The sequence below is a fragment of the Burkholderia sp. 28_3 genome, from assembly GCF_003253915.1.
GTDB lineage: Bacteria > Pseudomonadota > Gammaproteobacteria > Burkholderiales > Burkholderiaceae > Burkholderia > Burkholderia cenocepacia.
This window is the reverse complement of the sequence record NZ_QKZF01000003.1, coordinates 468,028-494,448: the sequence shown is the minus strand read 5'-3', so window position 1 is coordinate 494,448 and position 26,421 is coordinate 468,028. Positions and strand designations below refer to the sequence as shown.

Here is a 26,421-nt window from a genome sequence, read left to right as displayed (position 1 = left end):
TTCATGAGTCCGTGGGCGGCTTTTTTTCGTTTATCTTGTGGGTAACTCTGACTCGACACGCGGTGGTTACTTTCTTACCGAATATTTCCCGCACTTGAAGGCTTGCAATTCGTTGTGGCGGCCTCAATTACCGAACAATTGATTCCACTCATGGGGAAATGAAATGTCAGGCACCCAACTTCTCCCGCCGGAACGCATCACGCTCCCGCTGCTGCCGCTGCGGGACGTCGTCGTTTTCCCGCACATGGTCATTCCGCTCTTCGTGGGCCGGCCGAAATCGATCAAGGCCCTCGAAGCAGCGATGGAAGGCGGCAAGCACATCATGCTCGTCGCCCAGAAAACCGCGGCCAAGGACGAACCGACCGAAAAGGACATGTACGAGGTCGGTTGTATCGCCAACATCCTGCAGATGCTGAAGCTGCCGGACGGCACCGTGAAGGTGCTCGTCGAGGGCCTGCAGCGTGCGAAGGCGTTGTCCATCGAAGAACAGGAGACCCAATTCTCCTGCGAAGTGATGCCGCTCGAGCCCGATCACGCCGACAGCGCCGAAACGGAAGCGCTGCGCCGTGCGATCGTGTCGCAGTTCGATCAGTACGTGAAGCTGAACAAGAAGATCCCGCCGGAGATTCTCACGTCGCTGTCGGGCATCGACGAAGCAGGCCGCCTCGCCGACATGATCGCCGAGCGCCTGCCGCTGAAGCTCGACCAGAAGCAGCACATCCTCGAGATGTTCCCGGTCATCGAGCGCCTCGAGCACCTGCTCGCGCAACTCGAAGCCGAGATCGACATCCTGCAGGTCGAAAAGCGCATCCGCGGGCGCGTGAAGCGCCAGATGGAAAAGAGCCAGCGCGAGTACTACCTGAACGAACAGGTCAAGGCGATCCAGAAGGAACTGGGCGAAGGCGAAGAAGGCGCGGATCTCGAGGAACTCGAGAAGCGCATCAACGCCGCGCGCATGCCGAAGGAAGCCAAGAAGAAGGCCGACGCCGAGCTGAAGAAGCTGAAGCTGATGTCGCCGATGTCGGCGGAAGCCACCGTCGTGCGCAACTACATCGACACGTTGATCGGCCTGCCGTGGCGCAAGAAGAGCAAGGTCAACAACGACCTGTCGAACGCCGAGCAGGTGCTCGACGAGGATCACTTCGGCCTCGAGAAGGTCAAGGAACGGATCCTCGAGTACCTCGCGGTGCAACAGCGCGTGGACAAGGTCAAGGCGCCGATCCTGTGCCTCGTCGGGCCTCCGGGCGTCGGCAAGACCTCGCTCGGCCAGTCGATCGCCCGTGCGACGAACCGCAAGTTCGTCAGGATGGCGCTCGGCGGCGTGCGTGACGAAGCCGAGATCCGCGGCCACCGCCGCACGTATATCGGTTCGATGCCGGGCAAGATCCTGCAAAGCCTCGCGAAGGTCGGCGTGCGCAATCCGCTCTTCCTGCTCGACGAAGTCGACAAGATGGGCATGGATTTCCGCGGCGATCCGTCGTCGGCGCTGCTCGAAGTGCTCGATCCGGAACAGAACCACACGTTCGCCGACCACTACATCGAGGTCGACTTCGATCTGTCGGACGTGATGTTCGTCGCGACGTCGAACTCGCTGAACATCCCGCCGCCGCTGCTCGACCGGATGGAAGTGATCCGTCTGTCGGGCTACACGGAAGACGAGAAGGTCAGCATTGCCCAGCGTTACCTGCTGCCGAAGCAGAAGAAGAACAACGGGCTGAAGGAAGGCGAGATCGACGTCACCGAGCAGGCGATCCGCGACATCATCCGCTACTACACGCGCGAAGCCGGTGTGCGTTCGCTCGAGCGGGAAGTGTCGAAGATCTGCCGCAAGGTCGTGAAGATGCTGCTGCTGAAGAAGGCATCGGGCGCGATCAAGGTCGATGGCGAAAATCTCGACACGTTCCTCGGCGTGCGCAAGTACGACTTCGGCCTCGCGGCGAAGGAAAACCAGGTCGGTCAGGTGACGGGCCTCGCGTGGACGGAAGTCGGCGGCGATCTGCTGACGATCGAAGCCGCGGTGATGCCCGGCAAGGGCAACGTGATTCGTACGGGTTCGCTCGGCGACGTGATGAAGGAGTCGGTCGAGGCCGCACGTTCGGTCGTGCGCTCGCGTTCGCGCCGTCTGGGCATCAAGGACGAAGCGTTCGAGAAGCAGGACATCCACATCCACGTGCCGGAAGGCGCGACGCCGAAGGACGGTCCGTCCGCCGGCGGTGCGATGACGACCGCGCTGGTATCGGTGCTGACGGGTATCCCCGTGCGTGCCGATGTCGCGATGACGGGCGAAATCACGTTGCGTGGCGAAGTGCTGCCGATCGGCGGGCTGAAGGAAAAGCTGCTGGCTGCGCATCGCGGCGGCATCAAGCTCGTGCTGATCCCGGAAGAAAACGTGAAGGATCTCGCGGACATTCCGGACAACGTGAAGAACGCGATCGAGATCGTGCCGGTCCGCTGGATCGACAAGGTGCTGGAGCTCGCGCTCGAGCGTTCGCCGACGCCGCTGCCGCCGGAAGAAGAAGCGAAGGCAGCAGCGCCGGTCGGTGAGGCGGCGAAGGATGCCGGCTCGACCGAAGTGGTCAAGCACTGAAGCCCTGAACGCCATCGTTGCTGACGGTCGTTCACGAAACCCGCGGCGCTGTCCGCGGGTTTTTTTATGCGTATCGGAATCGTGCGCGCGCGCGTTAAAAAAATTCGCGTGCGGGCTTGGCAAAATGATCGGGGATGAATTAAACTTGCGGGCTCGCTGATTGTTGATGCGGAAACGCAGATCGCAGTCAGAACGAATCGGAAACGGGTGCTTAGCTCAGCTGGTAGAGCGGCGCCCTTACAAGGCGTAGGTCGGGGGTTCGAACCCCTCAGCACCCACCAGTTTCCCGATTCAGCCAGACCAAGGAGCGGTAGTTCAGTCGGTTAGAATACCGGCCTGTCACGCCGGGGGTCGCGGGTTCGAGTCCCGTCCGCTCCGCCAGAAAATGAAGAAGCCCGCCTCGTGCGGGCTTTTTCATTTGCATCGTGCGTCGTGCCCGCTTGCGGGCAGTGTGACGGCGGGGCGGAGGAAGCCGCTTGCGCGGCTTGCGGCGGGACGAGAAGGGATGCGCGTGTACGCGTATCCGCGGCCTGCGGGATGCAGGCGAGTCTCGTCCGCTCCGCTAAACAAACGACAGTGCCCGCGTCGTGCGGGCATTGTCGTTTGTGCATTCGGTTTTGCGCCCGCTGGCGGGTGCGTGAAGAAGCCCGTCTCTCGTGCCGGCTTTTTCATTTCCCGTGTCCCGTTGTCGCATCCCGCTCGCGCACGGTACGTCTGCGTTTTTTCCCGTCCCACCCCGTATGTTGTAATATCGGACGTTTTGTCCAATTTTCCCGTCACGCATGCTCGATTTCTTCCGTAATCACCAGCGCCTGATGATGGCGCTCCTGCTCCTGATCGTGTTGCCGGGGCTGGGTTTCGTCGGGATCCAAGGCTTCCGCGGCTTCTTCGACGACAGTGCGAACGTCGCGGCAGTCAACGGGCACAAGATCACGCGGGTCGAATTCGACGGCGCGTTTCGCCAGCAGATCGACCAGGCGCGCCAGGCGCTCGGCGGGCAGTTCGACATCAAGATGTTCGACACGCCCGAGCATCGCAAGCAGGTGCTCGACGGCCTGATCCAGCAACGCGTGCTGGCCGACGAGACGCAACGTCTGCACCTGACCGCGTCCGACAACGCCGTGCGCGACGCGCTGATGAGCGACCCGATGATCGCGTCGCTGAAGAAGCCCGACGGATCGATCGACGTCGAACGCTATGCACAGCTGCTGTCGTTCCAGGGAATGACGCCCGAGCAGTACCAGGAGCGCGTGCGTTACAGCCTCGCGCTGCAGCAGATTCCGGCGAGCATCGTGTCGAGCGCGTTCACGCCGAAGAGCCTCGCGCAACGCCTGTCCGAACTCGCCGCGCAACAGCGTGAAGTGCAGGCACTCGTGCTGAAGACGAGCGACTTCGCAGCGAAGGTGCAGCCGACCGACGCGCAGCTCGTCGCGTACTACGACGCACACAAGCAGAGCTTCGCGACGCCGGAAACCGCGACGATCCAGTACCTCGTCTATTCGCCGGCCGCAGCGGCCGCGAGCGCGCAGCCGACCGAAGCGGACATCAAGAAGTTCTACGACGACAATCCGACGCACTTCCGTACCGAAGCGCAGGTGCGCGTGAGCCACATCTTCATCGCCGCGCCGGGCAGCGCCAGCGCGGCCGACAAGGCGGCCGCGAAAGCGAAGGCGGAGCAATTGCTCGCCGACGTGAAGGCGCATCCGGACCAGTTCGCGCAGATCGCACAGAAGAGCTCGCAGGACGCGCCGTCGGCGGCGAAGGGCGGCGACCTCGGCTTCATCGCGCGCGGCTCGACCGCGGGCGGCAAGGCGTTCGACGATGCCGCGTTCTCGCTCAAGCAGGGCGACGTGAGCGGTATCGTGCAGTCGGATCTCGGTTTCCACATCCTGAAGGCGACCGAAGTGAAGCCGGCGGTCGTCAAACCGTTCGCGGAAGTGAAGGACCAGATCGCGATCGACCTGAAGCAGCAGTACGCATCGAAGGCGTTCTCGGACAACGCGGAAGGGTTCACGTCGACCGTCTACGAGAAGGCGAAGACGCTGCAACCGGCCGCGGACAAGTACAAGCTGACGATCCAGACGGCCACCGTCACGCCGACGCCGAATCCGCAACTGCCGGCGACGAGCCCGCTGAACAACGCGAAGTTCCTGGCCGCCGTGTTCGCGAACGACTCGGTGAAGAACCAGAACAACACGCAGGCGATCGACGTCGGCAACAATACGTTGATCTCCGCGCGCGTGACCGACTACAAGCCGGCTGCCGTGCCCGCACTCGATGCGATCAAGGACGTCGTGCGCCAGAAGGTCATCGCCGAGCAGGCCGCGGAACTCGCGAAGAAGGATGGGGCGGCGAAGCTGGCCGAGCTGCAGAAGTCGAAGTCGACCGACGGCTTCGCGGCCGCGCAGAAGGTGTCGCGCACGCAATCGCAGGGCCTGACGCCGGCTGCGCTGAGCGCCGTCTACAAGGTCGATGCGAAGACGCTGCCGGCGTACGTCGGGGTCGATCTTGGTGCGGACGGTTATGCGATCTATCGCGTGAACGCGGTGATCCCGGGTTCGGCGGTCGATCCGCAGCAACTGGCGGCCGCGCAGCAGCAGATGGCGCAGGTCGACGCGCAAAGCGAAGGCGAGGCGTATCTCGCCGCGCTGCGCGATCGCTCGAAGGTGAAGCTGTACGGCACGACGGCCAGCCAGCAGCAAGACGGCGACAACTGAACGTCGTTTCGCCCGCAACCATCAAAAAGCCCCGCTCGAAGCGGGGCTTTTTTTTCCGGTGCGCGGCTGCGCTCAGCCGTGCGGCTTGCCGAGCAACGGCTTCAGCGCCGGCCACACGTTGTCGAGCAGAATGCCCTGGGCTTGCTGCGCGGGATGCATCTGGTCGGCCTGGAACATCTCCGGCTTGTTCTCGATGCCGGCCAGCAGGAACGGCACGAGCGGCACGGCGAGGTCCTTCGACAGCCGCGTATAGACCGCGTGGAACTTCTGCGTGTAGTCGGGGCCGTAATTGGGCGGCACGTACATGCCGACCAGCACGACCTTCGCCCGCGCACGCTGCGCGCTGGCGATGATGTCGCGCAGGTTCTGCTCGGTCGTCGCGAGCGGCACGCCGCGCAGCGCATCGTTCGAACCGAGTTCGACGACGACGATCGACGGCTTGAGTCGCTGCAGCACCGCGGGCAACCGCGCACGGCCGCCGCTCGTGGTGTCGCCGCTGACGCTGGCGTTCGCGACGCTATAATCGATTCGCTCGGTCGTGAGCCGTTGCCGCAGCAGTGCAACCCAGCCTGTGTCGCGCGGCAGTCCGTATTCGGCCGAGAGACTGTCGCCGAGCACGACGATCACGGGCTGGCTCGATGCCGACGCCGTCGAGGCGCGCGCGGGTACGGTGACGGCCAGCAGGGTGCCCAGCAGCGCGGCGGCCGCCGCGCGTCTTTTCCAGCGAAATGTCGTGTCCATGTTCAAGATTACCGATCCGATCATCGAAGTCCATGACGTGTGCAAGCGGGTTGCCGATGCAACGGGCGAGCTGACGATCCTCGACGGCATCACGCTCGCCGTGCAACCGGGCAGCAGCCTCGCGATCGTCGGCGCGTCGGGGTCGGGCAAATCGACGCTGCTCGGCCTGCTTGCGGGGTTGGACAGCGCGACGAGCGGCACGGTTCGCCTGCTCGGCCGCGCGCTCGACCAGCTCGACGAGGACGAACGCGCGGCGCTGCGCAACGGCGCGGTCGGATTCGTGTTCCAGTCGTTCCAGTTGATGCCGCACCTGACGGCGCTCGAGAACGTGATGCTGCCGCTCGAACTGCAGGGTGGCATCAGCGCGCGCGAGGCGGCCGAGCGTGCCCGGGCGCTGCTCGTGCAGGTCGGTCTGGGCGAACGCACTGCGCATTATCCGAAGCTGCTGTCGGGCGGCGAACAGCAGCGCGTCGCACTCGCACGCGCGTTCGTCACGCGTCCGGCGATCCTGTTCGCCGACGAGCCGACCGGCAGCCTCGACGCGGCCACCGGCCACGCGGTCATCGACCTGATGTTCGAACTGAACCGCGCGCACGGCGCGACGCTCGTGCTCGTCACACACGATGCCGAACTCGCGCGCCGCTGTGCGACGACGGTGACGATCGACGCGGGGCGCATCGTCGCGCCGCACGCGGCATCGCGCAACGCGTGAAGGGTCGTGCGGGCCGCGCAACTGAGTGGCGCGGCCCGCACGGGCATGGGCGTTGATGCGTCAGTGCTTCAACGCTTGAGCGCCGCACGGGCGCGCTCGATCAGCGCGGTGGTCGACGAGTCGTGCTTCGCCGGGTCGACCGATTCGGCGGACAGGTCGGCTTCGACGACCTTGCCGAGAATCTTGCCGAGCTCGACGCCCCACTGGTCGAACGGATTGATGTCCCACACCGTCGCCTGCACCAGCACCTTGTGCTCGTAGAGCGCGATCAGCGCGCCGAGCGCGCGCGGCGTCAGCGCATCGACGAGCAGCGTCGTGGTCGGGCGGTTGCCGGGGAACGTCAGGTGCGGCGCGAGCGCTTCCTTGCCGGGCCCGGCGACCTGGCGCGCTTCTTCGAGCGTGCGGCCGAGCATCAGCGCCTCGCTCTGCGCGAAGCAGTTCGCGAGCAGCTTCGGATGGTGGCTCGCGAGCGGATGCTCGGGCGTCAGCACCGCGATGAAGTCGATCGGCACGATCGTCGGCCCCTGGTGCAGCATCTGGAAGAACGCATGCTGGCCGTTGGTGCCCGGCTCGCCCCACGTGACGGCCGACGTCGGATAGTCGACGAAGGTGCCGTCCAGCCGCGCGGATTTGCCGTTGCTCTCCATTTCGAGCTGCTGCAGGTACGACGGCAGGTAGTGCAGCGCTTCCGAATACGGCGCGACGAGATAGCTCTGCGAGCCGAAGAAATTCCGGTACCAGATGCCGATCAGGCCGAGCAGCACCGGCAGGTTGCGCTCGAGCGGCGCTTCGCGGAAGTGGCGGTCCATGTCGTTCGCGCCGGCCAGCAGCTCGTCGAACTGCTCCGGGCCGACCGCGATCATGATCGACAGGCCGACCGCCGACCACAGCGAATAGCGGCCGCCGACCCAATCCCACATTTCGAACACGTTGTCCGCGGCGATGCCGAACTTCACGACTTCGGCCGGGTTCGCCGACACGCCGACGAAGTGCTTCGCGAGCGCGTCCTCGGGGCAGCCGCGCGCGACGAACCAGTCGCGCAGCGAGCGTGCGTTCGTCATCGTCTCGAGCGTCGTGAAGGTCTTCGACACGATGATCGCGAGCGTTTCCTCGGGATCGACCTGTTCGAGCACGCGCGCGAGGTCGGCGCCGTCGACGTTCGACACGAAGTGGGTCGAGATCTCGGGTGTCGCGACGTGGTGCAGCGCATGCACGACCATCTTCGGCCCGAGATCCGAGCCGCCGATGCCGATGTTGATCACGTGGCGGATCCGCTTGCCCGTATAGCCCGTCCACGTGCCGCTGCGCACGGCGCGCGCGAACGTCGCCATCTTCGCGCGCTCGGCGCTCACCTGCGCGTGGAACGGCGCTTGCGGGTCGGTCGCGCGCAGCGCGGTGTGCAGCGCGGCGCGGCCTTCGGTCGGGTTGACGATCTCGCCCGCGAACATCGCGTCGCGGCGCGCTTCGACGCCCGCGTCGCGCGCGAGTTGCACGAGCAGGCGCACCGTTTCGTCGTCGATGCGGTTCTTCGAGAAATCGGCCGCAAGACCGCCGCCCGGAATCGTGAAGCGTTCGGCGCGGGTCGGCGCGCGGTCGTTTTCCGGCGCGAACCAGTCGCGCAGCCGCGCGTGGCGGATCTGTTCGAAGTGGGATTGAAGGGCAGTCCAGGCGGGGAGCGATTTCAGCGTCATGACGGTTCGAGTGAAGCGTGAATCGGGAGGAATGCCGCGCCGGCTCATCGGGATCGGAAAGCCGGCGGACGAGAAGGCCCGCCGTGCGGCGGGGCAGTCAGTATAGCGGCGTTACGTGTCGGCGCGCGGCGACGGATAAAAAAGGCGATTGATCAGCGTGCGCATCATCGGCGCGAGCTCGCCCGCGGTGAGCCCGGCCGGGCCGGTGCCGTTCGCGGTCAGCGTGTCGGCCGCGAGGCCGTGCAGGTAGACGCCGGCCAGTGCGGCTTCGTATGGCGCGACCCGTTGCGCGAGCAGCGCGCCGATCAGGCCGCCGAGCACGTCGCCGGTGCCGCCGGTGGCGAGCGCCGCGTTGCCGGTCGGGTTGATCGCTACGCGTCCGTCGGGCGCGGCGATCACCGTGCCCGAGCCTTTCAGCACGACGATGCCGGCGTAACGGGCGGCGAGCGTCTGCGCGGCCGCGACGCGATCGCGCTGCACCGCGGCCGTGTCGCTGCCGTGCAGGCGCGCGGCTTCGAGCGGATGCGGCGTCAGCACGCACGGCTTGCCGCGTGCGCCGCGCGCGGCGACGGCGGCCGCGAGGTCCGCGTGCGTCGCGACGAGGTTCAGCGCGTCGGCATCGAGCAGCGTCGGGAGGTCGTGCGCGAGCACGTCGCGCACGAGCGTCGCCGCGGCCTCGCGCGTGCCGAGCCCGCAACCGGCCGCGATCGCGGTCATCGCGCCGAGGTCGAGCGTGTCGGCCGGATGCAGCATCAGTTCGGGGAACGGCGGGTCGTACGGCGGCGCGCCCGCGCCAAGGAAGCCGACGTGCACCTTGCCGGCGCCCGCGAACAGCGCGGCGCGGGCGGCGAGGATCGGCGCGCCGCACATGCCCGTGTCGCCGCCGAGCACCGCGAGGCTGCCGTACGTGCCCTTGTGGGACGCGAAGGCGCGCGCGGGCAGCGCCGCGGCGAACCGCGCGGGCGCATTCAGCACGATGGCCGGCGCGGCGGGCGGCCCGACGTCGAGCGACGCGACGTGGATCTCGCCGGCGAGATCGCGGCCGTCGCCCGTGTAGAGGCCGGGCTTCGCGCCGATGAAGGTGAGCGTGTGGGTGGCCGCAACGGCGACGCCCGCGCCGACGATCCGGCCCGTATCGCTGTCGAGCCCGCTCGGCACGTCGAGCGCGAGTACGCGGCCGCCGCTGCGCGCATGGGCGGCGATGCGTGCGGCCTGCTCCGCGAACGCGCCGTCGAGCGCACGGCCGAGGCCGATGCCGAACAGCCCGTCGACGACCCACGCGTAGCCCTCCAGCGACGCGGGCGCGGTGGCCGACAACGGCACGCCGGCGGTGCGCGCGAGGCCCAGCGCCCATTGCGCGTCGTCCGGCTTGACCGGCACCGGCATCCACGCATGCGTGGCGACACCGAGCTGCTGGAGCTGCGCGGCGGCCACCAGCGCGTCGCCGCCGTTGTTGCCGGGGCCGACCGCGAACCAGACGGGGCGATCGTCGCCGGCGACGCGTTTGGACAGCCAGTGCGCGGCGGCGGCGCCGGCGCGGCCCATCAGCGTGTGCGGCGGCAGCGCGGCGGCGGCGTCGGCTTCGGCCGCGCGCAGGTCGGCGACGCGCAGCAGTGCGATCGGATCGGAATCGGGAAGCGGGCGGGTAACGGTCATCGCGGGATCGTGGCGGCGGGCAAGGAGGCCGCCACGGGTCGGCCCGCGGCGGTCAGGTCGTGAAGCGGCCGGCGCTCAGCGCGGCGAGCGTGTCGGCGGGCCAGTGCTGGACGTTGCCGCCCAGATAGTCGGTCACCACTTTAGCAGACCCGCACGCGAGGCCCCAGCCGGCCGGGCCATGGCCGAAATTGACGAACACGCGTGGATGCGGGGTCGGACCCACGACGGGCAGGCCGTCCGGCGACAGCAGTTGCATGCCTCGCCACGGCAGGGCGGCGGAGATCTTGGCGGCGCCGGGCACCCAGTCATGGACGGCCTGGCCGAGCAGCGCGAGCGCGGCCTCGGACAACGGCTCGGCAAGCGGTTTCGCGGTATCGGCGACGCTCTGCAGCACGGCGGCGCCGCCGACGCGCAGCCGCTGGTGGGTGCGCGTGATCGAGATCCGCTTGATCGAATCGACGACGCAAAGGTGCGGCGAGTGTTCTTCGTACGCGACCGGTGCGGTGAGCGTATGGACGCGCGCGGGGTGCAGCGGCAGGCGCCAGCCGAGCCGTTCGAGCAGCGGGAGGCTGCCGGCGCCGGCGGCGACCACGATCGCGTCCGCGGAAATCACGTCGACCTCGCGCGCCTGCGCCGCGCGCCGGTTGCCCGGCGGCACGAGCTCGACCGCGGCGCGGCCGCTGTCGACGCGGATCGCGGCGACGTCCGCGCCGAACCGGAACTGCACGCCGTGCTCGTCCAGCGTCTGCTTGATCAGTTTCGCGAACAGCGGGCAATTGCCGGTGCGCTCGGTTTCGAGCAGCACGCCGCCGGCAAAGCCGGGTTCGGCCGGCACCGACGGTTCGAGCGCCGCGCATTCGTCGGCGGTGAGGGTGCGGTACGGCTGGTCGAGCGTGCGCAGCAGGTCGAGCGCCGGTTGCAGCGCATCCCAGTCGCGCGGATCGCGCACGACGTGCAGGATGCCGGGTTTCTGTTCGAATTCGAGCTCGAGACGCGCGTCGATATCGGCGAGCGCGTCGCGCGACGCGTCGATCAGCGGACGCAGCCGCGCGTACTGCGCGGCGAACGCGTCGGGCTCGCGCAGCGTGCCGAGTTGCTTGACGAAGCGGCGCACGCCGCCGTTGAAGCCCGGCTTGTAGACGATGCCGCTGTCGCGCGGCTGGCGCTGGCGCATGAAAGTCGGGCCGAACCAGACGTCGAGCGGGCTCGGCAGCAGCGCGCCGCCGTCGCCGTAGGTCGCACCTTGCGCGACGGTCGCGTGGCGTTCGACCACGCACACGCGATGGCCGGCCGCGCGCAGCTGGTAGGCGGTGGCGACGCCGCTGATTCCGCCGCCGATGACGATGACATCCATGGAGTGCTTCGATGACGGGCGGCGCGCACGCCGCCCGGTGAGAATTCGCTGAGGGCCGGGCCCGGTGAACCCGGAATGATAGCGCCAAAAGTGCGCGAGCCGGCGCCGGCCGAGCATGGGTCGTGCGGTCGGGCCACGGCGGCGGGCATCCTGGGCCCGCGCAGGCCGGCCCGGCGGGCGGCCGTGCGCGCCACGCGTCCCGGCACCGTCGCGGTGCATGCGGACTACCGATCGGCCGGTCTTGGGCGGCCGACTTCCGGGTATAATTACGGCCTTCCTTTCGCCCCACGTCGCCACCTCGCGCGACTCATCGACGTCAGTCCAGCCCATGGCTCACTTCTCGTGTTTTCCCGGCGCTTCGGCCCTCTCCGATTTCCGTCAAACCCGTCTGCTCGATACGCTCAGGCAAATCGACGCCAACATCGTCGCGGTACGCGGCCAGTTCCTGCACTTCGTCAATGCGGCCGAGCCGCTGTCGGCCGACGACAGCGCGCGCATCGATGCGCTGATGCACTATGGCGAGCCGTTCCAGCCGGCGGGCGAGAAGGGCACGACCGAGACCTTCGTCGTGCTGCCGCGCTTCGGCACGGTCTCGCCGTGGGCGAGCAAGGCGACCGACATCGCGCAGCACTGCGGCCTCACGCAGGTGCGCCGCATCGAGCGCGGCGTCGAATTCACGGTCACGCTGAAGTCGGGCCTGCTCGGCGGCAAGAAGGCGCTGTCGGACGACGCGCGCGCGGCCGTCGCGGCCGCGCTGCATGACCGGATGACCGAAAGCGTGGTCGCGGCGCGCGACGACGCGAAGCACCTGTTCGACGAACTGCCGGCCAAGCCGCTGTCGACCGTCGACGTGCTGGGCGTCGGCCGCGGCGCGCTGGAGCGCGCGAACGTCGAGCTGGGCCTCGCGCTCGCCGACGACGAGATCGACTATCTGGTCGACGCGTTCCGCAAGCTCGAACGCAACCCGACCGACGTCGAACTGATGATGTTCGCGCAGGCGAACAGCGAGCACTGCCGCCACAAGATCTTCAACGCGCAGTGGACGATCGACGGCGAAGCGCAGGACATGTCGCTGTTCGCGATGATCCGCAACACCGAGAAGCTGAGCCCGCAGGGCACGATCGTCGCGTATTCGGACAACTCGTCGATCATGGTCGGCGCCGAGGCCGAGCGCTGGTTCCCGCGCAAGGCCGGTGCGCCCGGCGAGCCGGGCGAGCGCTACGGCCGCCACACCGAACTCACGCACACGCTGATGAAGGTCGAGACGCACAACCACCCGACGGCGATCTCGCCGTTCCCGGGGGCGGCGACCGGCGCGGGCGGCGAGATTCGCGACGAAGGCGCGACGGGCCGCGGTGCGCGCCCGAAGGCCGGCCTCACGGGCTTCACCGTGTCGAACCTCGACCTGCCGGACGCCCGCCAGCCGTGGGAAAACGCGCGCGACGCCGCGCAGCCGGTGGCCGAGCGCAACCCGAACGAGCAGCACGGCCCGTACGGCCGCCCGGACCGCATCGCGTCGCCGCTGCAGATCATGATCGACGGCCCGCTCGGCGGCGCCGCCTTCAACAACGAATTCGGCCGCCCGAACCTCGGCGGTTACTTCCGCGTCTACGAGCAGAACGTCGGCGGCACGGTGCACGGCTATCACAAGCCGATCATGATCGCGGGCGGCCTCGGCAACATCGCGGATCAGCACACGCACAAGCACGACGTGCCGGCGGGCTCGCTGCTGATCCAGATCGGCGGCCCCGGCATGCGGATCGGCATGGGCGGCGGCGCCGCGAGCTCGATGGCGACCGGCGCGAACACGGCCGAACTCGACTTCGACTCGGTGCAGCGCGGCAACCCGGAAATCGAGCGGCGCGCGCAGGAAGTGATCAACGGCTGCTGGCAGCTCGGCGCGGAAAACCCGATCCTGAGCATCCACGACGTCGGCGCGGGCGGCCTGTCGAACGCATTCCCCGAAATCGTCGACGGCGCGGGCAAGGGCGCGCGCTTCGAACTGCGCAAGGTCGCGCTCGAGGAATCGGGCCTGTCGCCGCGCGAAATCTGGTCGAACGAGGCGCAGGAGCGCTACGTGCTGGCGATCGCGCCGGCCGACCTGCCGCGCTTCGAGGCGATCTGCGCGCGCGAGCGCTGCCCGTTCGCGGTGGTCGGTGTCGCGACCGACGAACGCCAGCTGAAGCTCGTCGACGACGAAGCGACGGGCGCCGACGAATACCCGGTCGACATGCCGATGGAAGTGCTGCTCGGCAAGCCGCCGCGCATGCACCGCGACGTCACGCGCGTGAACACCGAGCGTGCGCCGGTCGACGTGACCGGCATCGCGCTGTCGGCGGTCGCGCTCGACGTGCTGAAGCACCCGACGGTCGGCAGCAAGTCGTTCCTGATCACGATCGGCGACCGTTCGGTCGGCGGTACGTCGGTGCGCGACCAGATGGTCGGCCCGTGGCAGGTGCCGGTGGCCGACTGCGCGATCACCGCGCTCGACTACGCGGGCTTCAAGGGCGAGGCGATGACGATGGCCGAGCGCACGCCGCTCGCCGTGATCGATGCACCCGCATCGGGCCGCATGGCCGTCGGCGAAGCGATCACGAACATCGCGAGCGCGCCGATCGCGTCGCTCGACAAGCTGAAGCTGTCCGCGAACTGGATGGCCGCGTGCGGCACGGCCGGCGAAGACGCCGCGCTGTTCGACACGGTCAAGGCGATCGGCATGGAGCTGTGCCCGGCGCTCGGGATCGGCATCCCGGTCGGCAAGGATTCGCTGTCGATGAAGACGAAGTGGGACGAGCAGGGCGTCGCGAAGGAAGTGGTGTCGCCGGTGTCGCTGATCATCTCCGCGTTCGCGCCGGTCGAGGACGTGCGCCGCCATCTCACGCCGCAACTGCGCCGCGTGGCGGATGCGGGCGACAGCGTGCTGATCGCGATCGACCTCGGCCGCGGCAAGAACCGGATGGGCGGCAGCATCTTCGCGCAGGTCACGCAGCAGGTCGGCGACACGACGCCGGACGTCGACGACGCGGAAGACCTGAAGCGCTTCTTCAACGCGATCCAGTCGCTCAATGCGCAGGACAAGCTGCTCGCGTACCACGACCGCTCGGACGGCGGCCTGTGGGCGACCGTGTGCGAAATGGCGTTCGCGGGCCACGCGGGCGTATCGCTGAACGTCGACATGCTGACGCTCGACCCGAACCACGAATCCGACTACGGCGACGCGAAGGACTGGGCGAAGCAGACGAGCGGCCGTCGCGACGACCGCACGCTGCGCGCGCTGTTCTCCGAAGAGCTCGGCGCCGTCGTGCAGGTGCGCGCGTCCGACCGCGACGCGGTGCTCGGCGCGCTGCGCGAATTCGGCCTGTCGACGTGCTCGCACGTGATCGGCTCGGTCAACGATCGCGACGTGATCGAGGTGTACCGCGATGCGAAGAAGATCTTCGACGCGCCGCGTACCGAGCTCCATCGCGCCTGGAGCGAAGTGAGCTGGCGCATCGCGCGCCTGCGTGACAACCCCGCCTGCGCGGATGCCGAATACGACGCGCTGCTCGACGCGGCCGACCCGGGCCTCTCGCCGGTGCTCACGTTCGATCCGGCCGACGACATCGCCGCGCCGTTCATCGCGACGGGCGCACGGCCGCGCGTCGCGATCCTGCGCGAGCAGGGCGTGAATTCGCATCTGGAAACGGCGTATGCGTTCGACCGCGCCGGCTTCGATGCGCACGACGTGCACATGAGCGACCTGCTCGCGGGCCGCGCGACGCTGGCCGATTTCGCGGGTGCGGTCGCGTGCGGTGGCTTCTCGTACGGCGACGTGCTGGGCGCGGGCGAAGGCTGGGCGAAGACGATCCGTTTCAACGCGAACCTCGCCGACATGTTCTCGGCCTTCTTTGCGCGTTCCGATACGTTCGCCCTCGGTATCTGCAATGGCTGCCAGATGCTGTCGAGCATCGCGTCGATGATCCCGGGCGCGCAAGCGTGGCCGAAGTTCACGCGCAACAAGTCCGAGCAGTTCGAGGCGCGTTTCTCGTTCGTCGAAGTGGAGAAATCGCCGTCGATCTTCTTCGCGGGAATGGAAGGCTCGCGGATTCCGGTCGCGGTCGCGCACGGCGAAGGCTATGCGGACTTCTCGCAGCAAGGCGACATCGACCGCGTCGCGGTCGCGATGCGTTACGTCGACCACCGCGGCGAAGCGACCGAGCGCTATCCGTTCAACCCGAACGGGTCGCCCGCCGGCATCACGTCGGTCACGACGGCTGACGGCCGCTTCTCGGTGCTGATGCCGCACATGGAGCGCGTGCATCGTACGGTGACGATGAGCTGGCACCCGGAAGGTTGGGGTGACGCGAGCCCGTGGATGCGGGTGTTCCGCAACGCACGTCGCTGGATCGGCTGATCCGGATGATGTTCGACCCGAACGCGCCGGTCGAGGTCGTCACGCTGCGTGACGAGCGTGCGAGCGAGGCCGACGCGATCGGCCGCGTGATCCGTGCGGCGTTCGCGGGCGAGCCGCAGGGCGGCGCGTTCGAGCAGCGCATCGTCGACACGCTGCGCGCGGACGGTGCGCTGAGCGTATCGCTCGTCGCGGAGCGCGACGGGCGCATCGTCGGGCACGTCGCGTTCTCGCCGGTCGCGATCGGCGGCGAGCCGGCCGGCAGTCAGCAGTGGTACGGGCTCGCGCCGCTCGCGGTGCGGCCCGATTGCCAGCGGCAGAGCATCGGCGCGGGGCTCGTGCGCACGGGGCTCGACGCATTGCGCCGGCTCGGCGCGCGTGGCTGCGTGGTGCTCGGCGAGCCGGCGTATTACGCGCGTTTCGGATTCGAACCGTACGGCGACATCGTGTTTGCGGGCGTGCCGGCCGAGTATTTCCTCGCGCTGTCGCTCGATGATTCCGCGCCGCTGCCGGCAGGCGACGTGCGTTACCACGACGTGTTTTATCCCGCGTAGCGAACGCTGCGGGCGGGTGACGCCTGGCACGGGAAAAACCGCTCCCCGGAGCGGTTTTTTGTTGTGCGTCGGCTAAGCCCCATCGCATCGCGGCACCCCTGTTCGTGCGCGCCAAAAGAAAAAGCCGCTCCGAAGAGCGGCTGATCGATGCGCGTGTGACGCGCGCCGGCGTTACTGGATCTTGGCCTGCTGGCGCAGACCTTCCTCGAACGCCTGCAGCTTCTGCTGCACGAGCTGCTGCGCGATCTGCGCCTTCACCTGGTCGAACGGCGGCGGCGCGATGTCGCGGATGTCGTCGACGCGGATGATGTGCCAGCCGAACTGCGTCTTCACCGGCGTGTCGGTCATCTGGCCTTTCTGCAGCTTCTGCGCGGCCGCCGCGAATTCCGGCACGTACGCCTTCGGATCGGACCAGTCGAGATCGCCGCCGTTCTTGCCCGAGCCTGGATCCTTCGAGTATTGCTTCGCGAGATCCTCGAACTTCGCGCCGCCCTTGATCTTCGCGATCAGGTCCTTCGCCTGCTGCTCGTTGTCGACGAGGATGTGGTGCAGGTGATACTCGCGGTTGCCGCCCACGCCCTTGACGAGCTCGTCGTAGCGCGCCTTCACTTCGGCGTCGGTCGGCTGGTTCTTCTTCAGGAAGCCCTCGATCATCGAGCGCAGCACGACGGTCTGCTGCGCGACGGCGACTTGCGCCTTCACGTCCGGACGGTTCGGGATGCCTTCGCGAATCGCTTCCTGCATCAGGATTTCGCGGTTCACGAGCTCCTGGCGCACGGCCTGCTGCAGTTGCGGGCCGTCGGTCTGGCCTTGCTGGACGAGCTGCGCGACCATCGCGTCGGCGCGCGACTTCGGAATCGGCGTGCCGTTGACGACGGCGATGTTCTGGGCGAATGCCGGTGCCGCTGCAAATGCAGCCGCCGCGACCCACAGGCGGGGGGATGTCAGGATCATCGGGAATTCCTAATGAGACTAGATTGAAGATTCGTTGAATTCTTCGGGCGTGTAAGCCACGATCGCGAGCGCGTGAATGCCGCGCTGCATCGCATCAGCGAGCGCATCATACACCAGCCGGTGCCGCGCGACGCGCGGCTTGCCCGCGAACGCGGACGACACGATCGTGACCGTGAAGTGGCCGCCGGCGGCCGCGCCGGCGTGGCCTGCGTGCTGCGCGCTGTCGTCGCGCACGGTGAGCGACAGCGGCGCGAGCGACGCGGTGAGGCGCGCTTCGATCAGCGCGATGCGTTCGTCGGCGGAGGCGTGGAGAAAGGCGTCGGTCATGTCACTCGTCCTTCAGGTACTTCGTGAGCCACAGGCTCTGCAGGATGATGAATACGACCATCGCGCCCGTCGTCCCGAACAGCTTGAAGTTCACCCATTGCGATTCGGTGAAGTTGTGCACCACGTACAGGTTCGCGACGCCGAGCACCGCGAAGAACAGCGCCCATGCGAGGTTCAGCTTGTCCCACACGGGGGACGGCAGCGTGAGCTGCTTGCCCATCATCTTCTCGATCAGGTTCTTGCTGAACGCATAACGCGCGGCGAGCAACCCGATCGCAAACAGCCAGTACAGCACAGTCGGTTTCCATTGAATGAATTTCTCGTCATGCAGGACGAGGGTGGCGCCACCGAACACGACGATCACGCCGAGGCTGACCCACAGCATCGTGTCGACCTTCCGGTGCCGGAAGGCGACCCATGCGACCTGGGCCAGCGTCGCGACGATCGCGACGGCGGTGGCGGTAAAGATGCCCCAGACCTTGAAGGCGACAAAAAACAGGATGATCGGAAACAGATCGAACAGAAATTTCATGGCGCTCGCAGCTGCGTGACGGGCCGCGGGCGCGGCCTGTCACCGTTGTAGGGACCCGCCAGGCATCGCCGTCGCGGATCGGGGCGGCCAGCCCGGGGCTGGCTGCCGCGGCGATCCGCCCGGCGCCGCTCATTCGTTTTCGGGTCGGGACTCGAAGTTTAACGCAGCCGAATTGATGCAGTACCGCAAACCGGTCTTGTCGCGCGGGCCGTCCTCGAAGACGTGGCCCAGATGCGCGCCGCAGTGGTTGCAGCGCACCTCGACGCGCACCATTCCGTGCGAGTAGTCGATTTTCTCGTCGATCACCTCGCCGTTGAGCGGCTTGAAGTAGCTGGGCCAGCCGCAGCCCGAGTGGAACTTGGCGCCGGATTCGAACAGCGGCGTGCTGCAGACGACGCACTTGTAGATGCCGGCATCCTCGGTGTCGGTGTATTCGCCGGTGAACGCGCGCTCGGTCGCCGCGTGCTGCGTGACCTCGTACTGCATCGGCGTGAGCCGGCGGCGCAGCTCGGCGTCGTCTTTCTGGTACGGGAAGGTCTTGTCGTCGGAATCGTGGGACATGGGGGTTCTCCTGATCGGTCGGTCGAGATGCGCGGGTTGCGGGCTCAGGACGAGCAGCTCACTTCGAGCGAGCCGGCCCAGTCGGGCGGCAACGCCGCATACGCTTCATGCTCCGGTTGTTCGTCGAACGGGCGGCGCAGGATCTGCGCGAGCCGCTCGACTTCCGAAAAATCCTTTTCCTTCGCGCGCCGGATCGCGACTTCGGCCAGATGGTTGCGAAGCACGTATTTGGGGTTCGCGCGGTTCATTGCAACCGCGCGTGCCGCGTCGTCGCGCGTTTCCTCGGACAGCCGCGCGCGATAGAGGTTCGCCCATGCGTCGAACGCTTCACGGTCGATGAAGAGGTCGCGCACGGGCGCGTCGCGGCTCGCGTCGTGCTTCGAGATCTGCGCGAGCCGGCGGAACGTCAGCGTGAAATCCGCGTGGCTCGCATGCATCGTCTCGAGCAGCTTGTTCGCGAGTTCGGCGTCACCCTCGCGTTCGAGTTCCAGACCGAGTTTCGCGCGCATTGCGCGTTCGAGCGCGGGGCCGAAGCGCTCCGGAAACTTCGCGAGCACGGCCTGTGCGTCGTCCACCGCGCGCTCGGCGCGCGCATCGTCGTCGGCGATGCCGTGCTGCAGCCCGATCAGCGGCAGCAGCGCCTGCGCGAGGCAGTAGCAGTTCCAGTGCGCGATGCGCGGCTGCATCCGGTACGCATAGCGGCCGCCGGTATCGGAGTGGTTGCAGATATGGTTCGCATCGAACGCGTCGACGAAGCCGAACGGACCGTAGTCGATCGTCACGCCGAGGATCGACATGTTGTCGGTGTTCATCACGCCGTGGCAGAAACCGACGGCCTGCCATTGCGCGACGAGGTCGGCCGTGCGCAGCGTCGCGGCCTCGAGCAGCGCGAGGTACGGATCGTCCGCGTCGCGGCAGGCCGGATGGAAGCGGTCGATCACGTGATCGGCAAGCTGGCGCAGCAGGTCGGGGCGATCGTTCGAGAAGAAGTGCTCGAAGTGGCCGAAGCGCACGAAGCTTTCCGACACGCGCGTGACGACGGCCGCCGTCTCGATCTCCTCGCGCACCACCGGCTGGTCGGAGCCGATCACCGTCAGCGCGCGCGTGGTCGGGATGCCGAGGTGATGCATCGCTTCCGAGCACAGGAATTCTCGGATCGACGAGCGCAGCACCGCGCGGCCGTCGCCCATTCGCGAATACGGCGTGCGGCCGCCGCCCTTGAGCTGCAGTTCGTAGCGCCGGCCGTCGGTGCCGGGCAATTCGCCGATCGTCAGCGCGCGGCCGTCGCCGAGCTGGCCGGCCCACACGCCGAACTGGTGGCCGGAATAGACCGACGCATACGGCATCGCGTTCGCGGGCCAGTCGCGCGTCGGGTTGCCGGCGAACAGCTCGGCGAAGCCGGGCTGCGCGGCGAGCGTGGGCGGCAGATCGAGCAGCTGCGCGACTTCGTCGGAAAAGCCGACGACGTACGGCGCGGCAAGCGGCGCGGCCGGCAGCCGCGTATGAAACGCGTCGCCGAGCGTGACGAACGCGCCCTCGGCGGGCGCGCCGAGCGTCGCGGCGAGGTCGGGGAGGGTGTCAGCCGCATCGGCTGCGCTTCGGGAAAACGACATGTTGAGCGCCTCTGGGTAAGCCGATATTGTAAGGCGGCGCCGCGCCGCCCGCATGGCGGCCCGCGCGCCGTGCGCCACGCCCGTCCGGGGCCGCTGACGGGCGCACACCAGGGCTGCTTCGCTACGGAAACAGCCCCCAGGCTGGTCACCGATTCGCATCCTCAGGGAGAACAAGACGATGGGTAAGCCGTTGCTGGGCCAGATGATGGATGTGCCGTTGCTCGTGTCGTCGCTGATTTCGCATGCCGCGCGGCACGCCGGCGACACGGAGATCGTGTCGAAGCGCGTGGAAGGCGACCTGCATCGCTACACGTACCGCGATTGCGAACGCCGCGCGAAGCAGCTGGCGCAGGCGCTGGCGCGGCTCGGCGTCGAAACCGGCGGCCGCGTCGGCACGCTGGCGTGGAACGGCTACCGGCATCTGGAAGCGTATTACGGGATCGGCGGGATGGGCGCCGTGTGCCACACGATCAATCCGCGCCTGTTTCCCGAACAGATCGCGTACATCGTCAATCACGCGGAAGACCGCTACGTGCTGTTCGACATCAATTTCGCGCCGCTGGTCGACGCGATCGCGCCGCAATGCCCGCACGTGAAGGGCTGGATCGCGATGACGGACGCCGCGCACCTGCCGTCCGCCGCCACGCCGCTGCTCTGCTACGAAACGCTCGTCGAAGCGGAAGACGGCGACTACGACTGGCCGCGCCTCGACGAGCAGCAGGCGTCGGGGCTCTGCTACACGTCCGGCACGACAGGCAACCCGAAGGGCGTGCTGTATTCGAATCGTTCGACCGTGCTGCATGCGTACGGCGCCGCGCTGCCCGACGCGATGAACCTGTCCGCGATGGACGCCGTGCTGCCCGTCGTGCCGATGTTCCACGTCAACGCATGGGGGCTGCCGTACGCGGTGCCGCTGACGGGCGGCAAGCTGGTGCTGCCGGGCAAGGATCTCGACGGGAAATCGCTGTACGAGCTGATGGAGGCCGAGCGCGTGACGTTTTCCGCGGGCGTGCCGACCGTGTGGCTCGGGCTGCTGAACTACATGCGCGAAGCCGGTGTCCGTTTCTCGACGCTGAACCGCACGGTGATCGGCGGCTCCGCGTGCCCGCCCGCGATGCTGCGCACGTTCGAGGACGAATACGGCGTACGCGTGATTCATGCGTGGGGGATGACCGAACTGTCGCCGCTCGGTACGCTCGCGAAGCTCAACTGGGCGCAGTCGCAGCGGCCGCTCGACGCGCAGCGCCGGCTGCTCGAGAAGCAGGGGCGCGTGATCTGCGGCGTCGACATGCGCATCGTCGGCGACGATGGCCGCGAGCTGCCGTGGGACGGCGTCGCGTTCGGCGAACTGCAGGTGCGCGGGCCGTGGGTGATCGACCACTACTTTCGCGGCGACGCGTCGCCGCTCGCGGACGGCTGGTTCCCGACCGGTGACGTCGCGACGATCGACCCCGACGGCTTCTTGCAGATCACCGACCGCAGCAAGGACGTGATCAAGTCGGGCGGCGAGTGGATCAGCTCGATCGACATCGAGAACGTCGCGATCGCGCATCCGGGCGTGGCCGAGGCCGCCTGCATCGCCTGCGCGCATCCGAAATGGACCGAGCGGCCGCTGCTCGTCGTGGTGCCGCGCGAAGGCGCGAACCTGAGCCGCGACACGCTGCTCGCGTTCTACGAGGGCAAGGTCGCGAAATGGTGGATTCCCGACGACGTCGTGTTCGTCGAATCGCTGCCGCACACCGCGACCGGCAAGCTGCAGAAGCTGAAGCTGCGCGAGACGTTCCGCGATTACGTGTTGCCCACGGCGGTGTGCGCGCCGTAAGGCCCAGGCCCGGGCCGCCGCCGCTTCAACCTCCGCATCGGTCGCCCGATCCGTCCCCGGATCGGGAACAAAATTCAAATTGAACGACCGTGCTTTTTCGTTGTATGCTGCCTCCGTTCATCCGGACATGCGGCTGTTCGACCGCGCACAATGAAGCGCAGCCAATCCGGCGCGCGATGCATGGAGGCAGGCAGATGGCAGTGGATTACTCGACTCGCGACGGCGTGGCCGTCATCACGCTCAACAATCCGCCCGTCAACGGGCTCGGCCTGTCGACCCGCCAGGGCGTCATGGACGCGCTCGATCGCGCCGCGCAGGACCCGTCGGTCACGGCCATCGTGCTGACCGGCGCGGGCCGCGCGTTCTCGGGCGGTGCCGACATCACCGAATTCAATACGCCGAAGGCGCTGCAGGAGCCGACGCTGCACACCGTGATCCGCGCGGTGGAGGTGAGCGCGAAGCCGGTCGTCGCGGCGCTGCACAGCGTCGTGATGGGCGGCGGCCTCGAGCTCGCGCTCGGCGCGCATTACCGCGTCGCGGCGCCGGGCGCGCAGGTCGCGCTGCCCGAGGTGAAGCTCGGGCTGCTGCCGGGCGCGGGCGGCACGCAACGCCTGCCGCGCGCGGTCGGGCTCGAAACCGCGCTGAACATGATCGTGTCGGGTGCGCCGGTGCCGTCGGAGCAGCTCGCGAAGAGCGGGCTGTTCGACGAAATGGCCGACGGCGACCTGCTCGACGCGGCCGTGGCGTTCGCCCGCAAGGTCGGCGCGCAGAAGGGGCCGCATCCGCGCGTGCGCGATCGCAAGATCGTCCACGACAACGCGGCCGGTTTCATCCAGTTCGCGCGCAATTCCGCGCGGGCCGCCGCGCCGAATTACCCCGCGCCGCACAAGTGCATCGACGCGATCGAGGCCGGCGTGCTGAACGGTTTCGACAAGGGCAGCGTCGCCGAGCGCGAGGGTTTCGTCGCGCTGATGATGACGCCGGAAAGCCGCGCGCTGCGCCACGCATTCTTCGGCGAGCGGGCGGCGAGCAAGATTCCCGACGTGCCGGCCGACACGCCGCTGCGCGAGATCCGCCGGGTCGGCGTGATCGGCGCGGGCACGATGGGCGGCGGGATCGCGATGAACTTCATCAACGCCGGGCTGCCCGTCACGCTGCTCGAGACGAAGCAGGACGCGCTGGAGCGCGGCCTCGCGACGATCCGCAAGAACTACGACGCACAGGTGAAGAAGGGCAAGCTCACGCAGGAGAAGCTCGATGCGCGCATGGCGCTGATCACGCCGACGCTGTCCTACGACGACCTGAAGGACGCCGACCTGATCGTCGAAGCCGTGTTCGAGGAACTCGGCGTGAAGGAGCAGGTGTTCAAGAAGCTCGACGAAGTCGCGAAGCCCGGCGCGATCCTCGCGTCGAACACGTCGACGCTCGACGTCGACAAGATCGCCGCGTTTACGAAGCGTCCGCAGGACGTCGTCGGCATGCACTTCTTCAGCCCGGCGAACGTGATGAAGCTGCTCGAGGTCGTGCGCGGCGCGCAAACCGCGAAGGACGTGCTCGCGACCGTGATGGCGGTGGCGAAGAAGATCCGCAAGACGGCGGTCGTGTCGGGCGTGTGCGACGGCTTCATCGGCAACCGGATGATCGAGCAGTACATCCGCCAGGCACTGTTCATGCTCGAGGAAGGCGCGCTGCCCGCGCAGGTCGATCGCGCGATCGAGAAATTCGGCTTCGCGATGGGGCCGTTCCGGATGAGCGACCTCGCCGGCAACGACATCGGCTGGGCGATCCGCAAGCGGCGCTACGTCGAGCAGCCCGGCCTGCAGTATTCGAAGATCGCCGACCGTCTGTGCGAACAGGGCCGTTTCGGTCAGAAGACGGGCGCCGGCTGGTACGACTACGTGCCGGGCGACCGCAAGGCGAAGCCGTCGTCGCTCGTCGACGAGATGGTCGTCGCGTACTCGAAGGAGCGCGGCGTCGAGCGGCGCAAGATCGGCGACGACGAGATCGTCGAGCGGCTCGTGTTCGCGCTCGTCAACGAAGGCGCGAAGATCCTCGAAGAGAAGATCGCGTCGAAGGCGTCCGACATCGACATGGTTTACCTGACAGGCTATGGCTTCCCGCTGTGGCGCGGCGGCCCGATGCTGTACGCGGATACGGTCGGTCTCTACAACGTCGAGCGCGCGATTCGCCGTTATGCGGCCGCGCCGAACGGCGACGCATGGCAACTCGCGCCGTCGATCGCGGAACTGGCGAAGGCCGGCCGCGGGTTCAACGGCTGACGCCGCCGTATCGCGGCGCGACCGATCCTGTCTGGAGACACGCAATGAAACGCACCGACGACGTCCTGCTCGTGATCGACGTGCAATACGACTTCATGCCGGGCGGCGCGCTCGCGGTGCCCGACGGCGATGCGGTCGTGCCGGTGATCAACGCACTGGCGCAACGCTTCGACCAGGTCGTGCTCACGCAGGACTGGCATCCGCGCGAACACGTGTCGTTCGCGGCGAACCATCCGGGCCGCGAGCCGTTCTCGACGCTCGCGCTGCCGTACGGCGAGCAGGTGCTGTGGCCCGTGCACTGCGTGCAGGACACCGACGGCGCGGCGCTGCATCGCGACCTCGACATTCCGCACGCGCGGCTCGTGATCCGCAAGGGCGGCGACGCGCAGGTCGACAGCTATTCCGCGTTCGTCGAAGCCGACCGCACGACGCGTACCGGGCTCGCGGGCTATCTGCGCGAACTCGGCGCGAAACGCGTGTGGTGCTGCGGGCTCGCGACCGACTATTGCGTCGCGTGGTCGGCGCTCGATGCGCGCGCGGCAGGCTTCGAAGCCGCGGTGATCAACGATGCGTGCCGTGCGATCGACCTGAACGGGTCGCTCGCGCACGCATGGCAGCAGATGCAGGCAGCGGGTGTCGCGCATGCGACGTCCGCGGGCGCGCGCCCGGCGGCGTAGCGCATTTCCCATCCGATTCAGGACATGAAGCAGGACCGAAGGAGACTCGCATGACCGAAGCCGTAATCGTATCGACCGCACGCACGCCGCTGGCGAAATCCTGGCGCGGTGCATTCAACATGACGCACGGCGCGACGCTCGGCGGCCACGTGGTCGCGGCCGCGCTCGAGCGCGCGAAGCTCGACCCCGCCCGCGTCGAGGACGTGATCATGGGCTGCGCGAACCCCGAAGGCGCGACGGGCGCGAACATCGCGCGGCAGATCGCGTTGCGCGCCGGCTTGCCGGTGAGCGTGCCGGGGATGACGGTGAACCGCTTCTGTTCGTCAGGGCTGCAGACCATTGCGCTGGCCGCGCAGCGGATCATCGCGGGCGAAGGCGAGATCTATGTGGCCGGTGGCGTCGAGTCGATCTCGTGCGTGCAGAACGAGATGAACCGGCACATGATCCAGGAAGGCTGGCTCGTCCAGCACAAGCCCGAGATCTACTGGAACATGCTGCAGACCGCCGAGAACGTCGCGAAGCGCTACGGTATCTCGAAGGAGCGGCAGGACGCGTACGGCGTGCAGTCGCAACTGCGCGCGGCGGCCGCGCAGGAAGCCGGGCTGTTCCGCGACGAGATCGTACCGATCACCGTGCTCGCGGGCATCGCCGACAAGGCGACGGGCCGCCTGTTCACGCAGGAAGTGACGGTGTCGGCCGACGAAGGCATCCGGCCCGACACGACGCTCGAAGGCGTGTCGAAGATCCGTTCGGCGGTGCCGGGCGGCGTGATCACCGCGGGCAACGCGAGCCAGTTCTCGGACGGCGCGTCGGCGTGCGTCGTGATGAGCGCCGACGCCGCGCAGCGCGAAGGGCTGCAGCCGCTGGGTGCGTTCCGCGGCTTCGCGGTGGCCGGCTGCGAGCCGGACGAAATGGGCATCGGCCCGGTGTTCGCGGTGCCCAAGCTCCTGAAGCAGGCGGGGCTGAAGGTCGACGACATCGGCCTGTGGGAGCTGAACGAGGCGTTCGCGGTGCAGGTGCTGTATTGCCGCGACACGCTCGGGATCCCTGAGGATCGCCTGAACGTGAACGGCGGCGCGATCGCGGTCGGCCACCCGTACGGCGTGTCGGGCGCACGCCTGACGGGCCATGCGCTGATCGAAGGCAAGCGGCGCGGCGTCAAGTACGTGGTCGTCACGATGTGCATCGGCGGCGGGCAGGGCGCGGCCGGCCTGTTCGAAATCCTCTGATCTTTGACCGGCGGCGGCCGCGGTT

18 protein-coding genes and 2 tRNA genes are annotated in these 26,421 nt (G+C 67.8%); 11 read left to right on the top strand and 9 right to left on the bottom strand.

Going from position 1 to position 26,421, the window contains the following annotated elements; all coding sequences use genetic code 11:
• Positions 1-163: 163 nt before the first annotated feature.
• The 4 genes from lon (at position 164) to DFS13_RS10275 (ending at position 5,304) form a co-directional block, all read left to right on the top strand.
• Positions 164-2,587, top strand: coding sequence for an endopeptidase La (lon, locus tag DFS13_RS10295; protein WP_006489349.1), 2,424 nt, complete (start codon positions 164-166; stop codon positions 2,585-2,587).
• Positions 2,588-2,792: 205 nt separating this feature from the next.
• Positions 2,793-2,868, top strand: a tRNA-Val gene (locus tag DFS13_RS10290).
• Between the two features lie 23 nt (positions 2,869-2,891).
• Positions 2,892-2,968: transfer RNA gene (locus DFS13_RS10285), tRNA-Asp, on the top strand.
• A 401-nt stretch (positions 2,969-3,369) separates the two neighbouring features.
• The gene (locus tag DFS13_RS10275) at positions 3,370-5,304 is read left to right on the top strand and encodes a SurA N-terminal domain-containing protein (protein WP_111441697.1); all 1,935 of its coding nucleotides are present in this window, start codon (positions 3,370-3,372) and stop codon (positions 5,302-5,304) included.
• A gap of 72 nt (positions 5,305-5,376) precedes the next feature.
• Here DFS13_RS10275 and DFS13_RS10270 read toward each other — a convergent pair whose 3' ends face one another.
• Positions 5,377-6,045, bottom strand: coding sequence for an arylesterase (locus DFS13_RS10270; RefSeq protein WP_111441696.1), 669 nt, complete (start codon positions 6,043-6,045; stop codon positions 5,377-5,379).
• On the opposite strand from DFS13_RS10270, the gene DFS13_RS10265 reads away from it, so the two are divergent.
• Positions 6,044-6,757 carry an ABC transporter ATP-binding protein gene (locus DFS13_RS10265; protein ID WP_034201615.1) on the top strand — a complete coding sequence of 238 codons (714 nt, stop codon included), beginning with the start codon at positions 6,044-6,046 and terminating at the stop codon, positions 6,755-6,757. The genes DFS13_RS10270 and DFS13_RS10265 overlap by 2 nt on opposite strands.
• A 68-nt stretch (positions 6,758-6,825) precedes the next feature.
• On the opposite strand, the gene pgi is transcribed toward DFS13_RS10265, so the two are convergent.
• The 3 genes from pgi to DFS13_RS10250 form a co-directional block, all read right to left on the bottom strand.
• Complete coding sequence (gene pgi, locus DFS13_RS10260; RefSeq protein ID WP_034201616.1) at positions 6,826-8,448, bottom strand: glucose-6-phosphate isomerase; 1,623 nt, start codon at positions 8,446-8,448, stop codon at positions 6,826-6,828.
• A 111-nt stretch (positions 8,449-8,559) separates the two neighbouring features.
• Positions 8,560-10,104, bottom strand: coding sequence for an NAD(P)H-hydrate dehydratase (locus DFS13_RS10255; RefSeq protein WP_111441695.1), 1,545 nt, complete (start codon positions 10,102-10,104; stop codon positions 8,560-8,562).
• A 52-nt stretch (positions 10,105-10,156) separates the two neighbouring features.
• Positions 10,157-11,458: an FAD-dependent oxidoreductase gene (locus DFS13_RS10250; RefSeq protein ID WP_006492783.1), complete on the bottom strand. Its 1,302-nt coding sequence runs from the start codon at positions 11,456-11,458 to the stop codon at positions 10,157-10,159.
• 328 nt (positions 11,459-11,786) lie between these two features.
• Here DFS13_RS10250 and purL point away from each other — a divergent pair, with 328 nt between their 5' ends.
• Together purL and DFS13_RS10240 are read left to right on the top strand one after the other, a co-directional pair.
• Complete coding sequence (purL, locus tag DFS13_RS10245; RefSeq protein ID WP_006496355.1) at positions 11,787-15,851, top strand: phosphoribosylformylglycinamidine synthase; 4,065 nt, start codon at positions 11,787-11,789, stop codon at positions 15,849-15,851.
• Positions 15,852-15,856: 5 nt separating this feature from the next.
• Entirely contained in the window at positions 15,857-16,402 is a 546-nt protein-coding gene (locus DFS13_RS10240; protein ID WP_043205355.1) for a GNAT family N-acetyltransferase, read from the top strand.
• Positions 16,403-16,573: 171 nt separating this feature from the next.
• On the opposite strand, the gene DFS13_RS10235 is transcribed toward DFS13_RS10240, so the two are convergent.
• From DFS13_RS10235 to DFS13_RS10215, 5 genes are all read right to left on the bottom strand, one after another.
• Entirely contained in the window at positions 16,574-17,356 is a 783-nt protein-coding gene (locus DFS13_RS10235; protein ID WP_006483903.1) for a peptidylprolyl isomerase, read from the bottom strand.
• A gap of 18 nt (positions 17,357-17,374) precedes the next feature.
• Positions 17,375-17,683: a BolA family transcriptional regulator gene (locus DFS13_RS10230; RefSeq protein ID WP_006483904.1), complete on the bottom strand. Its 309-nt coding sequence runs from the start codon at positions 17,681-17,683 to the stop codon at positions 17,375-17,377.
• 1 nt (position 17,684) lies between these two features.
• A complete protein-coding gene (locus DFS13_RS10225; RefSeq protein ID WP_006483893.1) occupies positions 17,685-18,215 on the bottom strand; it encodes a septation protein A in 531 nt (176 codons plus the stop codon).
• A 129-nt stretch (positions 18,216-18,344) separates the two neighbouring features.
• A complete protein-coding gene (msrB, locus tag DFS13_RS10220; RefSeq protein ID WP_006483891.1) occupies positions 18,345-18,776 on the bottom strand; it encodes a peptide-methionine (R)-S-oxide reductase MsrB in 432 nt (143 codons plus the stop codon).
• Positions 18,777-18,820: 44 nt separating this feature from the next.
• Positions 18,821-20,389: a YdiU family protein gene (locus DFS13_RS10215; protein ID WP_111441694.1), complete on the bottom strand. Its 1,569-nt coding sequence runs from the start codon at positions 20,387-20,389 to the stop codon at positions 18,821-18,823.
• Positions 20,390-20,567: 178 nt separating this feature from the next.
• Here DFS13_RS10215 and DFS13_RS10210 point away from each other — a divergent pair, with 178 nt between their 5' ends.
• The 4 genes from DFS13_RS10210 (at position 20,568) to DFS13_RS10195 (ending at position 26,396) form a co-directional block, all read left to right on the top strand.
• Positions 20,568-22,211 carry a 3-(methylthio)propionyl-CoA ligase gene (locus DFS13_RS10210; protein WP_111441693.1) on the top strand — a complete coding sequence of 548 codons (1,644 nt, stop codon included), beginning with the start codon at positions 20,568-20,570 and terminating at the stop codon, positions 22,209-22,211.
• A 194-nt stretch (positions 22,212-22,405) separates the two neighbouring features.
• Entirely contained in the window at positions 22,406-24,490 is a 2,085-nt protein-coding gene (locus DFS13_RS10205; RefSeq protein WP_111441692.1) for a 3-hydroxyacyl-CoA dehydrogenase NAD-binding domain-containing protein, read from the top strand.
• A 44-nt stretch (positions 24,491-24,534) separates the two neighbouring features.
• Complete coding sequence (pncA, locus tag DFS13_RS10200) at positions 24,535-25,167, top strand: bifunctional nicotinamidase/pyrazinamidase (protein WP_006483895.1); 633 nt, start codon at positions 24,535-24,537, stop codon at positions 25,165-25,167.
• 50 nt (positions 25,168-25,217) lie between these two features.
• On the top strand, positions 25,218-26,396 hold the full coding sequence (locus DFS13_RS10195) for an acetyl-CoA C-acyltransferase (protein ID WP_048985869.1): 1,179 nt from the start codon (positions 25,218-25,220) through the stop codon (positions 26,394-26,396).
• Positions 26,397-26,421: the final 25 nt, after the last annotated feature.